At 75.4% G+C, this 12,089-nt stretch carries 7 protein-coding genes; 5 read left to right on the top strand and 2 right to left on the bottom strand.

The genetic code is table 11. The features are described 5' to 3' along the window. Position 1 precedes the first annotated feature (1 nt). The 5 genes from ACQP17_RS10615 to ACQP17_RS10595 all read left to right on the top strand — a co-directional run bounded on the left by ACQP17_RS10615 (position 2) and on the right by ACQP17_RS10595 (position 7,933). Positions 2-4,540, top strand: coding sequence for a beta-ketoacyl synthase N-terminal-like domain-containing protein (locus ACQP17_RS10615; RefSeq protein WP_433856034.1), 4,539 nt, complete (start codon positions 2-4; stop codon positions 4,538-4,540). Positions 4,541-4,623: 83 nt separating this feature from the next. Further along, positions 4,624-4,878, top strand: coding sequence for an acyl carrier protein (locus ACQP17_RS10610; protein WP_433859882.1), 255 nt, complete (start codon positions 4,624-4,626; stop codon positions 4,876-4,878). A 9-nt stretch (positions 4,879-4,887) separates the two neighbouring features. Further along, positions 4,888-5,697 (top strand): alpha/beta fold hydrolase, encoded by an 810-nt coding sequence (locus ACQP17_RS10605; protein ID WP_433859881.1) that lies wholly within the window; start codon positions 4,888-4,890, stop codon positions 5,695-5,697. Next, positions 5,694-6,881, top strand: a complete 1,188-nt coding sequence (locus ACQP17_RS10600) for a glycosyltransferase (RefSeq protein ID WP_433856033.1) — start codon at positions 5,694-5,696, stop codon at positions 6,879-6,881. Before ACQP17_RS10605 ends, ACQP17_RS10600 begins: the two co-directional genes overlap by 4 nt. Beyond that, positions 6,878-7,933 (top strand): class I SAM-dependent methyltransferase, encoded by a 1,056-nt coding sequence (locus ACQP17_RS10595; RefSeq protein WP_433856032.1) that lies wholly within the window; start codon positions 6,878-6,880, stop codon positions 7,931-7,933. The genes ACQP17_RS10600 and ACQP17_RS10595 overlap by 4 nt, the downstream gene beginning before the upstream one ends. On the opposite strand, the gene ACQP17_RS10590 is transcribed toward ACQP17_RS10595, so the two are convergent. Together ACQP17_RS10590 and panB are read right to left on the bottom strand one after the other, a co-directional pair. Next, positions 7,900-10,800, bottom strand: coding sequence for an ATP-binding protein (locus ACQP17_RS10590; protein WP_433856031.1), 2,901 nt, complete (start codon positions 10,798-10,800; stop codon positions 7,900-7,902). The genes ACQP17_RS10595 and ACQP17_RS10590 overlap by 34 nt on opposite strands. Before the next feature lie 332 nt (positions 10,801-11,132). Further along, entirely contained in the window at positions 11,133-11,993 is an 861-nt protein-coding gene (gene panB, locus ACQP17_RS10585; protein ID WP_433856030.1) for a 3-methyl-2-oxobutanoate hydroxymethyltransferase, read from the bottom strand. Between the last annotated feature and the right edge of the window lie 96 nt (positions 11,994-12,089).

Below are 12,089 nucleotides of genomic sequence, written 5' to 3'. Positions count from 1 at the left end.
GATGACGACCTCCGCGCCGGGCCCGGGCCCCCGGGTCGCCATCGTCGGCATGGCCGTCCTGCTGCCGGGGGCCGCAGACCTCCAGGCGTACTGGCACAACCTCGCGGCCGGCGTCGACGCGATCACCGACGTCCCCGCCGGACGCTGGGACGCCGACTTCTACGATCCGCGGGCGGTGGGCCGCTCGGACCGGGTCTACTGCCGGCGGGGCGGTTTCGTCGACGACCTCGCCGACGTCGAGGTGACACGGTTCGGCATCATGCCCCACTCGGTGGCGGGCACCGAGCCGGACCAGCTCCTCGCGCTGAAGGTGGCCGCCGACGCCCTCGCGGACGCCGGCGGCGAGCACCGGCTGCCCGACCGCGACCGGATCGGCGTGGTCCTGGGCCGCGGCGGATATCTGACGCCCGGACTCTCCCGCGGCTCCCAGCGGGTCCGGACGGCCAATCAACTCGTCCGCACGCTCGGCGAGTTGCTGCCCGGCCTCGGTGCCGGGCGGCTGGAGCAGGTGCGGCAGGCGTTCACCGAGCAGCTCGGGCCGGACGAACCCGAGCAGGCGATCGGCCTGGTGCCCAACCTCACCGCCTCGCGGGTGGCCAACCGGCTCGACCTGCGCGGCCCCGCGTACACGGTCGACGCCGCCTGCGCGTCCTCGCTGGTCGCGGTCGACCAGGCGGTGGGCGAACTGGCGGGCGGGCGCTGCGACGTGGTGCTCGCCGGTGGGGTGCACCACTGCCACGACATCACCCTGTGGAGCGTGTTCTCCCAGCTGCGCGCGCTGTCCGTGAGCCAGCGGATCCGCCCCTTCGACCACGGCGCGGACGGACTGCTGATCGGGGAGGGCACCGGCGTCGTGGTCCTCAAGCGGCTCGCCGACGCGGAGCGCGACGGCGACCGGATCTACGCCGTCATCCGGGGCGTCGGGGTGGCGAGCGACGGCCGCAGCGGCAGCCTCGTCAACCCGGACCCCGCGGGCCAGGTACGGGCGGTGCGGCAGGCGTGGCGCAGGGCCGGTCTCGACCCCGCCGCGCCCGGATCCCTCGGGCTGCTGGAGGCCCACGGGACCGCCACCCCCTCGGGGGACGCCGCCGAACTCGCCACCCTGGCCGAGGTGTTCGGACCGGCGGCCGGCGGTGACCGGGCGGTGCTCGGGTCGGTGAAGTCGATGATCGGCCACACCATGCCGGCCGCCGGTGTGGCCGGGCTGGTGAAGGCGGCGCTCGCGGTCCACCACGGGGTGCTGCCGCCGACGCTGCACTGCGAGGATCCGCACCCCGCGCTCGACGCCACCCGGTTCCGCCCGATCGCCTCGGCGGAGCCCTGGGAGACGGCCGCCGGAGCGGGCCCGCGGCGGGCCGCCGTGAACGCCTTCGGCTTCGGCGGCATCAACGCGCACGTGGTGCTCGAAGCGGCACCCGGCGCCGTGGCCGGCCGGCACCCGCGGCCCACGGCCACCGTGCGGGAGCGGGAACGGGTGCTGCGGCTCAGCGCCGACAGCCCCGAGCAGCTCGCCACGCTGCTGGACGCCGGGGACCCGGCCGTGCTGGCGGCCGGCCTCGACGACCGCTCCGGCGGCCGCGGCCGCAGCCGGCTCGGCATCGTCGACCCCACCGCCAAACGCCTCGCACTGGCCCGGCGGGCGGTGGCCAAGGGCCGCTCCTGGCGCGGCCGCGGCGAGGTGTGGTTCACCCCCGAGCCCCTGCTCGGCGCGGACGGCGGCGGCCGGGTGGCCTTCGTCTTCCCGGGTCTCGAAGCGGAGTTCCAGCCCCCGGTCGACGAGGTCGCCGCGCACTTCGCCCTGACCGGCCTGCTCCCCGGGGACCGCGCCGGGCGCCCGGCACAGGTCGCGGACGTCGGACGGCACGGTGCCGAGGTGGTGGCCGCCGGGCGGGTGCTGGACGCCGCCCTGCGCCGCATGGGCATCGCGCCGGACGCGGTCGCCGGCCACAGCGTGGGGGAGTGGACCGCGATGATCGCCGGAGGGCTGTTCGCCGGCCCCGCGGTGGACGAGTTCGTGGCGTCCTTCGACCCGGACGAACTGCGGGTGCCCGACCTGGCCTTCGCGGTCCTGGGCACCTCGGCCGACACCGTCACGGCCGCCCTGGCGGACCACCCCGAGCTCGTGCTGTCCCACGACAACGCGCCGGACCAGGCGATGGTGTGCGGTCCGCCCGGCCCGGTCGACGACCTCGTGCGCCGGTTTCGCGCGCGCCAGGTCCTCGGCCGCGTCCTGCCGTTCCGGTCCGGCTTCCACACCCCCATGCTGGCCCCCTATCTCGAACCGATCCGCCGGGCCGCCGCCGGGTTCGCGCTGCATCCGCCCACCGTGCCCGTGTGGTCGGCGACCACCGCGTCGGTGTATCCGTCCACCGAGGCGGAGGTACGCGCGCTGTTCCTGCGGCATCTGCTGGAGCCGGTGCGCTTCCGCCCGCTGATCGAGGCGATGTACGCGGCCGGCTTCCGGGTCTTCGTGCAGGCCGGGGCGGGCCAGGCCGGCGCGCTGATCGGCAACACGCTGCACGGCCGGCCGCATCTGACGGTGGCCGCCGGCTCCCCGCACCGCGGCGGAGTGGCACAGCTGCACCACGTCGCCACGGCGCTGTGGGTGGACGGCGGGGACGCGGCCGCCGTTCCGCCCGCGGCCGGCCGCGCCGCACCGGCCACGCCCCCGCCGGTCCGGCTGGACCTCGGCGGACCGCTGGTCTCCCTCGACCGGCGGACGCTCGGCGACCTGCGCCCCGCGCTCGCCGGCGCCCGGGCGGCCGGCGCCGCACCGGCCCCGCTGGAGCACCTGGCCGCCCGCTTCCCGCTGGCGGGCGAGCTGGGCGCACTGCTCAAGGACACCGCGGACACCGCGGCGGAGGTGCTCTCGGCCGCCGGCCCGGCGCACCCGCGCTCCCCGGAAGTACCGGCACTCCCGGAAGTACCACCACCCCCGGCAGCACCGCCGGCCCAGGAAGCCCCGCCGGCCCCGTCCGGAGGCGAACACCGCGCCGTGCTGCGGGTGTCCACGGCGGCCATGCCCTACCTCCTCGACCACTGCCTCTTCGCCCAGCGCCCCGACTGGCCCGACGAGTCGGACCGCTGGCCGGTGGTCCCGGCCACCACGGTGATCCACCACATGCAGGAGTTCGCCGAGCGGACGCAGCCCGGCACCCGGGCCGTGGGCGTGCACGGCGTGCACCTGAAGCGGTGGACGACGGCCAGCCCGCCGGTCGACGTCCCGGTGACGGTGACGGCGCGCGGGCCCGGGCGGGTCGGCGTGGATTTCGGGCAGTTCGCCGCCGCCGAGGTGGAACTGGCGGCGGAGCACCCCGACGATCCGCCGCGCCCGTGGGCGTGGGACCCCCGGGACGAGCGGCCCGCGCAGCTCACGGCCCGGGAACTGTACGACGCGCGCTGGATGTTCCACGGCCCGCGGTTCCAGGGCGTCACCGAGCTGACCGCGATCGGGGACGCGCACGTCCGCGGGGTGCTCACCACCCCGGCCGCCCCCGGCGCCCTGCTGGACAACGTAGGACAGCTCCTCGGCTACTGGATCATCACCACCCTGACCGAGCGGACCGTGGTGTTCCCGGTGCGGATGAGGGAGATGCGCTTCTTCGGCCCGCACCCCGCACCGGGCGCCCGGGTGGAGTGCCTCATCAAGATCACCTCCGTCACCGGCTCCGCGGTGGAGGCCGACATGCAACTCGTCGCCGGCGGCCGGGTCTGGGCGCGGATCGACGGCTGGCAGGACCGCCGCTTCGACAACCGCCTGGAGACCAGGGTCCAGGAACGGTTCCCCGAACGGCACACGCTCTCCCGCGAGGAGCGGGGCGGCTGGTGGCTGGTGCACGACCGGTGGCCGGACCTCGCCTCGCGCGACCTCGTCATGCGCAACCATCTGAGCGCCGCCGAACGCGCCGACCACGAGCGGTGTCCGCCCCGCGGCCGCCGCCAGTGGCTGCTGGGCCGCATCGCGGTCAAGGACGCGGTCCGCCGGTGGCTGTGGGAACACGGCGAGGGCCCGGTCTTCCCCGCCGAGATCCGGGTGCGCAACGACGCCGGCGGACGGCCGCGGGTCGAGGGTCTGCACGGCCGGGTCCTTCCCCGGCTGGACGTCTCGCTGGCGCACTGCGCGGAGACCGGCGTGGCCCTCGTGCGGCCGGCGGGTCCGCACGCGGACGGCGGGGTCGGCATCGACGTCGAGGAGATCGCCGAGCGGCCCGCGCAGACGCTCACGGTGGCGCTCGGCCGGGACGAGCGTGACCTCCTGGCGGCGCGGTGCGCCGGAACGCCGGAGCCGCAAGCCGTGTGGTTCACCCGTTTCTGGGCGGCGAAGGAGGCCGCGTCGAAGGCGGAGGGCACCGGATTGCGGGGGCGGCCGCGGGACTTCCGGGTGGTCGCCGCACAGCCGGACGAGCTGGTGGTGGATTCCGGGAGCCGCGTGCACCGGGTGCGCTGCCGCCGGATCAGCAACCTGGCCGACCTGCCGAGCAGGGACTACGTCGTCGCCTGGACGACGGGCACGGCCGACGAGGGAAAGAGGAAGCGTTGAACAGCAGTCAGGCGCAGGATCCGGTCCGTGCCGGTGGGCCCGACGAGCCCGATGAGACAGCCGTGTTCGGCGAGATCGCCGGGATGCTCCGCGCCGTGCTCGAGGAGTACGCGGAGCAGGACGTCGAGATCACCATGGACACCACGTTCCATGACGACCTGGACCTGGAGAGCATCGACCTGGTCACCCTCGGCGGCCGGCTGGCGGCCAGTTACGGCGAGCGGGTCAACTTCGCCGAGTTCCTGGCCGGACTCGAACTCGAAGAGATCATCCACCTCACGGTCGGTCAGCTCGTCACGTTCGTGGCGGGCTGCCTGCGGGAAACCCGGGAGCGCTGAGCCGTGGCCATGATCCACGCCAACGGCGTCGCGCTGCATGTGGAGCGGATGCCCGCCCGGAACACCACCGGCACCGCGCCGCCGCCCACCGTGGTGTTCGTCCACGGCATGCTCGTGGACAGCCTCGTCAGCTACTACTTCACCCTGGCGCCGGTGTTCGCCGCCGCGGGGATCGACGTGATCATGTACGACCTGCGGGGACACGGCCGCAGCGAGCGGCGGGCCGACGGCTACACGCTGGAGGACTTCGTCGGGGACCTCGACGCGCTGCTCGACCGGCTGGAGGTGGCCGGCCCGGTCCACCTCGTCGGCAACTCCTACGGCGGCACCATCGCGTTCAGCTACGCGGCGCGGCGCCCGGAGCGGGTGGCCAGCGTCTCGCTGATCGAGTCGGAGCCGGCGACCGACGCCTGGTCCCGCAAGATGGCCGTCAACCTCGCGCGCGCCGCCGTGGAGTTCGCCCGCACGGACCTGCACGAGCGGCTGACCGCCGAACACGGCCCGCACGCGACCCGGCGGGTGCGGTCGGCCTCGCGGCTGCTGCACTCCAGCACCATGGCCCGGGACGTCCCGGCCAGCCGGGTGCTGGACGAGGAGGAGATCCGGGCGGTGCGCTGCCCGGTCCTGGCCCTCTACGGCAGCGAGTCGGAACTCGCGGCCCAGGAACCGTGGCTGAAGTCGCTGCTCGCCCACTGCCGGACCGTCGTGGTGCCCGACCAGGAGCACTGGGTCCTGATGGGCGCCACCCGGCAGGTGAGCGAGCTGGTCTCGGAGTGGGTGCGCACGCACGACGCGAGGGCGGAGGCCGGCAGCCCGTGAGCAGGTTCCTCTTCGTGGTGCCGCCGCTGGTGGGCCACATCAACCCCACCCTCGGGGTCGCGGCGCAGCTGGTCCGCCGCGGTCACCGGGTGGCCTGGGCGGGTCTGCCGGACGTCGTGGCACCCCTCGCGGGGGAGCGGGCCGCGGTGTTCCCCTGTGCCGCGCCGCCGCTCGACGACCCGGCCCTGCTCCGGCCGCCCTCCCTGCGGGGCCCGGCGGCGCTGAAATTCCTCTGGGAGCGGTTTCTCGGGCCGCTGGCCACGGCCATGGCACCCGGCATCCGCGAGGCGGTCGGCGCGTTCCGTCCGGACGTCCTGGTCGCCGACCAGCAGGCCGTCGCCGGCGGGCTGGTGGCCGAACGGCTCGGCGTGCCCTGGGCCACCTCCGCGACCACCTCGGCCGGGTTCACCGCGTTCGAGGGCATCCCGAAGGTGGAGGCCTGGGTCACCGGGCTGATCCAGGAACTGCGGCAGCGGATCGGCGACCCGGCGGGTGACCAGGACCCGCGGCTGTCACCCCGTCTCGTGCTGGCGTTCAGCACCGAAGCGCTGGTGGGGCCCGCCGGCTCCTTCGGCGACCAGGTGCGCTTCGTCGGCCCGTCGCTCGCCCCCCGTCCCTCGCCGGGCGACTTCCCCTGGGAGTGGCCCGACCCCGGGCGCGCCACCGTCCTGATCACCCTCGGCACGGCCAACACCGAGGTGGGGCCGCGCTTCCTCGCCGAGTGCGCCGAGGCGGTGCGGGCCCGGACCGACCGCCTCCAGGCCGTGGTCGTCGACCCCTCGGGGACGCTGCACGCCCCTCACGAGCGGATACTCGTCCGGCGGCGCGTGCCCCAACTGGCGGTCCTGGAACGGTGCGACGCGGTCCTGTGCCACGCCGGGCACAACACCGTCTGCGAGGCGCTGTGGCACGGACTGCCGCTGGTGGTCGCACCGATCCGGGACGACCAGCCCACCGTCGCCGCCCAGGTCGCCGAGGCCGGCGCGGGGCTGCGGGTGCGGTTCAACCGGGCGACGGCCGAGCACCTCGGTGCGGCACTCGACGCCGTGCTGCACGAGCCCGGCTACCGGGCCGCCGCCGAGCGGGTGCGCGCCTCCTTCCGGGCCGCCGGAGGCGCGGACGCCGCGGCGGCACACCTCGAACGACTCGCGGCCGGCGCCGCCGCGGAGAGGACCCGGCCGTGAACCGGACCGCACGGGTCGCCGCGCTGCGCCCCCGCTACCAGGACGACCTCGCCCGCGGCGTGGCCCGGTTCTTCCGGCCGCGGCGCCCCGACTGCCCCTGGTGCGGCTCGGGACGGCTGGAGGTCCGGCTGCGGACCACCGATCTGCTCCAGCACAAGCCCGGCCGGTTCGTCCTGGAGCGCTGCCGGGACTGCCGTCACACCTTTCAGAACCCGCAACTCGCCCCGGAGGGGCTGGAGTTCTACTACCGCGACTTCTACGACGGGCTGGGGGAGGAGAACCTCGCCGCGCTCTTCGGGGCGCACGAGCGGGCCTACCGGCTCAGGGCGGGCGCCGTGACTCCGCACGCCGACCCGGGGACCTGGCTCGACGTGGGCACCGGGCACGGGCACTTCTGCCACGCGGCACGGGCCCTCCTGCCCCGCACGGTCTTCGACGGGCTGGACCTCGGCGCGGGCGTCGAATCGGCCCGGGAACGGGGCTGGATACGGCACGGCTACCGCGGCGGCTTCGTGGCGCTGGCCGGGGAACTCGCCGGGCGGTACGACGTGGTGAGCATGTTCCACTACCTGGAGCACAGCGCGGATCCCGGGCGCGAGCTGGCCGCGGCGCACCGGGCGCTGCGGCCCGGCGGGCACCTGCTGATCGAGGTACCGGACCCGCGGTGCCGCCTCGGCCGGCTCCTCGGCCGCTGGTGGCTGCCCTGGCTCCAACCGCAGCACCTGCACCTCATCCCCGCGGCGAACCTGCGCCGGCGGCTGACCGAACTCGGCTTCACGGTCGTCGCGCAGGAGCACGCGGAGCCGCACGACCCCGTGGACCTGCTCACCGCCGGCTGGCTGGCCGTGAACCGCCTGGCCCCCCGGCGGGACGAACCGTGGCACCCCGCGCCGCCCGGCAGGGCCAGCCGGGTGCTGCGCGGCGCCGTGCTCACCGCCGGCCTCCCGGTCCTGACGGCCGGCTGGCTGCTCGACCGGCTCCTGGCGCCCGTGGCCCCCCGGCTCGGCCTGTCCAACGCCTACCGGCTGCTGGTCCGCCGGGACGACGCCTGAGCGCCGGGGCCGGCCAGCGCGGCGGCCAGATGATGGCGCCCGGCGATGCCCAGCTTGCGGTAGGCGCCGGTCAGATGGGTCTCGACGGTCCGCAGGGACACCACGAGCAGCTCGGCGATCTGCTTGTTGCTGTGCCCCTGCACGGCCAGCGTGCTGACGCGCTCCTCGCCGGGGGTCAGCAGGCTCCCGCCGGGTCTGGCCGCCCGCCCGCCGGCCTCGTGCAGCGGATCCCGCAGACGGCCGGCCAGCGCGGTGGCACCACACGCGGTGGCCAGCTCCAGCCCGCGCTGGAGGGCGTCGCGGGCGCCACTCCTCTCGTCCCTGCGCAGCAGCGCGACGCCGAGGTCGCCGAGCGTGCGGGCCAGGTCGAGGCGGGCCGGGGTGGCGGTGAGCACGTGCACCGCCTCGCCGAGCAGCTCCGGCCCGCGGGCGCCCTGCGCCGCCAGGCCGGCCGCGCGCAGCGCCACGCCGAGGGCGCGCGGGATGCGGCTCTGCCGGGCGAGGTCGAGTTCCTGCTCGATGAGGGCGTGCGCCGCCGGGCGCTCCCCCAGCGCCAGGTGCGCGGCGGCGGCCCGGGAGCGCCAGGGGCAGATCGCCGGGTTGACCGTCCCCGCCGCGTCGAGGTGGTGACCGCACTCCCGCAGCAGGGCCAGCGCGGTCCGCGGCTCGCCCTGGGACATCCGCAGCGCGGACAGGCTCAGCAGGAACAACGGCCGCTCCCAGCCCGCCTCCTGGGGTTCCTCGGGGGAGCGGGTGAGCACCACCTGTTCGGCCGCGTCGAGCTGCCCCTGTTCGAGCAGCGCGTTGATCCGGATGATGTCCAGGGTGGTCGCGTACGGCCGGGTGCCGGCGGCGGGCCGCCGGCCGGCGGCCGCCTGGGCCGTGCCGAGGGCCTCGGTGACATTGCCGCCCTGCCACGCCAGCGCGGCCTGCAGGACCGACAGCGAGGAGTCGAGCAGCTCCAGACCCTTGTTCTCGGCCCCCTGGGTCAGCTGCCCGATGAACCGGTCCACCCGGTCCAGTTCGTCGAGGTAGAAGAGGGTCTGCGCGACGAAGTAGTGCAGCGGGAACAGATCGTGGGAGAAGACCGGGAGGTTGACGCAGGCCCGGTCGACGAGTTCGGTCACGTACGGCGCCGGGACCGCCGCCTTGAGCGAGTGGAAGGCGTGCAGGGCGAGCAGCTGCCGTTCCCCCGGCGTGCGGCCGACCAGGCCCTCGACGGACACCGGCGCCGAGGGCTCCGGCGACCGGTCGGCGGACCGCTCGTACTCCCGCCAGGAACGCAGCGCCCGCATGCGCAGCACGAGTTCACGGTCGGCGCCGCCGCCGTGCTCCGTCTCCCCGCACAGCTCCGCGATCAGGCGGTCCACGCCGGACAGCGCCCCGCGCGGCCGCCGGGAGAACTGCAGGCAGTAGGTCAGCACGCCCAGGGCGTCGCGCCGGGCGTTCTTCTCGGTCAGCACCTCCAGCGCGCCGGTGACGTACGACAGCGCCAGGTCGGCGTCGTAGTGACCGGCCGCGACGCCGAGTTGGAGCAGCAGCGGGCCGCGTTCGGCCGCCCCCGGCTGCCGGCCCAGCGCGGACCGCAGATAGGTGACCGCCACGTCCGGCGCGCCGCGGTGCAGCGCCTCGTCGGCCGCCCTGCGCAGCACCGGCACCGCCCAGGACCCCTCCACCGGGCCGGCCGCCAGCAGATGGGCCGCCACTTCCTCGTCGGGCCGGCCGGCGAGGTGCGACACCTGCGCCGCCCTGGCGTGCCCCTGGCCGCGCTCCTCGGGCGACATCGTCGCCAGCACGGTGTCCCGCACGACCTGATGGAGGAAACAGGGCTCGCCACCGGACCGCAGGAGACCGAGCGACCACAGGTCGTCGGCCGCCGCGCGGACCACGGCCTCGCCGCTCCCGCAGTACGCGGCGAGCAGCTCGGCCGGTTTGCGGTCACCCAGGACCGCCAGGGCGTGCGTCAACTCCACGACCTCACGCGACCCCTGGGAGAGCCGGCGTCTGATCTCCTGGTCGAGGGTGGACAGCGTCACGGTGCGCAGGCGGTCGCGGTACTCCGCGGTCGGCCGCACGCCGGCCAGCTCCGCGTGGTGCAGCAGCCCCCACAGGAACAGCGGGTGGCCGCCGGTCGCGGCATGGCAGGCGGCGGCGAAGGCCGCGTCGGGCTCCTGCGCCTGCCACACGTGCCGCGCCAGATGCCGCACGCCGGGCACGTCGAGGGGCTCCAGGGCGAGCCGGTGGCAGTGGTCGGGCCGTACGAGCTCGGCGAACAGCGGGTCGGGCTTGCGGAATTCGCCGGTGCGGTTGACCACCGCCACCAGGAGGGGGCGGGTGTCGGCGCGCGTGACGAGACGGGCCAGCCAGCGCAGCGACGGGGTGTCGATCCACTGGAGGTTGTCGATCGCCAGCAGCAGCGGCCGCCGGGCCGACAGGTGCAGGGCGAGCGCGTCGAGTCCGTCCAATGCCGTGGCGCCCGGGTGGGGCCCGGCCGCCGGGGGCTCCGTGCGCGCGCCGTCCTCCAGCACCCGCCGCGCCGCCGCCTCCGTCCCCTCCGGCAGCGCCGCCCGGTCGGCCTCGGTGAGCGCCTCCATGACGGGCCGGAACAGCTGGCGCACCGCGCCGAACGCGAACTCCCGCTCCAGCGGACGGCACCGTGCCCACAGCACCCGGAACCGCCGGTCGCGACGGCACCAGCCGTTCAGCAGGGCGGACTTGCCGATGCCGGCGGGGCCCTCGATCTGCACCACACGGGACCGACCGGCCCTCACCTGCGCGGCGAGGGCCTCCAGTTCCGCCAGTTCAAAAGCGCGGCCGACCAGTGGTCGTTCCTCCCCGCGCTCGGTGTGCCGCGGTCCGCAACTCACGCGCTGTTCCCCCTAGCCTCGTCGTCGGTCGGTCCCGTGCCGGGCCGGAGCTAACCGGCGGGGACGGGGACGAGAGGCGAGGAGAACGTGCGGCATGGCGCCCAGTCTTGCGCCCCGTGGCGCCCGAGTCCTCCCACCTGGGAGGGCACCCTCCCTATGCCAGGAGCAGTACACGGGCGCGCGTTCCTACGACTTCCGGCGGATGCCCGCCGGCCGGTTCCCGTGGTGCGGTGAGGGGTCCGGCAGCGGCGGCCGCCACGGCAGGCGCGGCACGACGGCACACCGCCCGGGTCGCCCGGGGCGGTGTGCCGACGACCTGTCCAGTGGCCCGTCTAGTGGAAGGTGTGCTCCTCCGCCGGGAAGGTGCCGCCGACGACCTCCTCCGCGAAAGCCTTGGCCGCCCCGCCGAGCAACTCCCGCATCTGGAGGTACTGCTTGACGAACTTCGGCAGCCGCCCGGCCGTCATCCCGGCCATGTCGGTCCACACCAGCACCTGCGCGTCGCACTCCGCCCCCGCGCCGATGCCGACGGTCGGCACGGCCAGCGAGCGGGTGACCTCGGCGGCCAGCTCGGCGGGTACGGCCTCCAGCACCACCGCGAACGCACCGGCGTCCTGCACCGCCTTCGCGTCCCGCAGCAGCTGCTGGGCCGCCTCCTCGCCACGCCCCTGGACGGGGTACCCGCCGTAGGCGTTGACCGACTGCGGGGTCAGGCCGACGTGCGCCATCACCGGGATGCCGGACGACACCAGCAGCTCGACCTGGTCGGCGGAGCGCTCGCCGCCCTCCAGCTTGACGGCGCCCACACCGGCTTCCTTCACCAGCCGGGTGGCGCTGCGCAGCGCCTGCACCGGCCCTTCCTGGTAGCTGCCGAACGGCAGGTCGCCGACGACGAGGGAGCGGCCGGTGCCCCGGACGACCGCCGCGGACAGCATGACGATCTCGTCCAGGGTGACCGGCACGGTCGATTCGTAGCCGAGGTGGCAGTTGCCCATCGAGTCCCCGACGAGCAGCACGGGGATGCCGGCCTCGTCGAAGACGGAGGCGGTCATCGCGTCGTAGGCGGTGAGCATCGGCCATTTCTCACCGCGCTCCTTGGCGGCGGCGATGTCCCGGACGGTGATGCGGCGCGAGCCGGAACCGCCGTACAAAGACTTGGCGACCGGCTTCCGGGCAGGCGAAGGCTGCGTCATGGTGACGTCTCCTGTTCCTCATCTCGAGGCACCCTGACGGTGTCCCCGGACTCCCGTCCATGCTGGCACGGCTCCCCCGCAAAGGAAAAGGGGAGC

It is taken from the genome of Streptomyces kronopolitis (genome assembly GCF_050953795.1).
GTDB lineage: Bacteria > Actinomycetota > Actinomycetes > Streptomycetales > Streptomycetaceae > Streptomyces > Streptomyces kronopolitis_A.
Note: the sequence above shows the minus strand (reverse complement) of the source record. Positions and strands in the feature narration are given on the sequence as shown.

Coding starts and splice junctions, on each gene's coding strand:
- panB (WP_433856030.1), bottom strand. CDS start 11,993: ATGACGCAGCCTTCGCCTGCCCGGAAGCCGGTCGCCAAGTCTTTGTAC.
- ACQP17_RS10605 (WP_433859881.1), top strand. CDS start 4,888: ATGATCCACGCCAACGGCGTCGCGCTGCATGTGGAGCGGATGCCCGCC.
- ACQP17_RS10615 (WP_433856034.1), top strand. CDS start 2: ATGACGACCTCCGCGCCGGGCCCGGGCCCCCGGGTCGCCATCGTCGGC.
- ACQP17_RS10610 (WP_433859882.1), top strand. CDS start 4,624: ATGCTCCGCGCCGTGCTCGAGGAGTACGCGGAGCAGGACGTCGAGATC.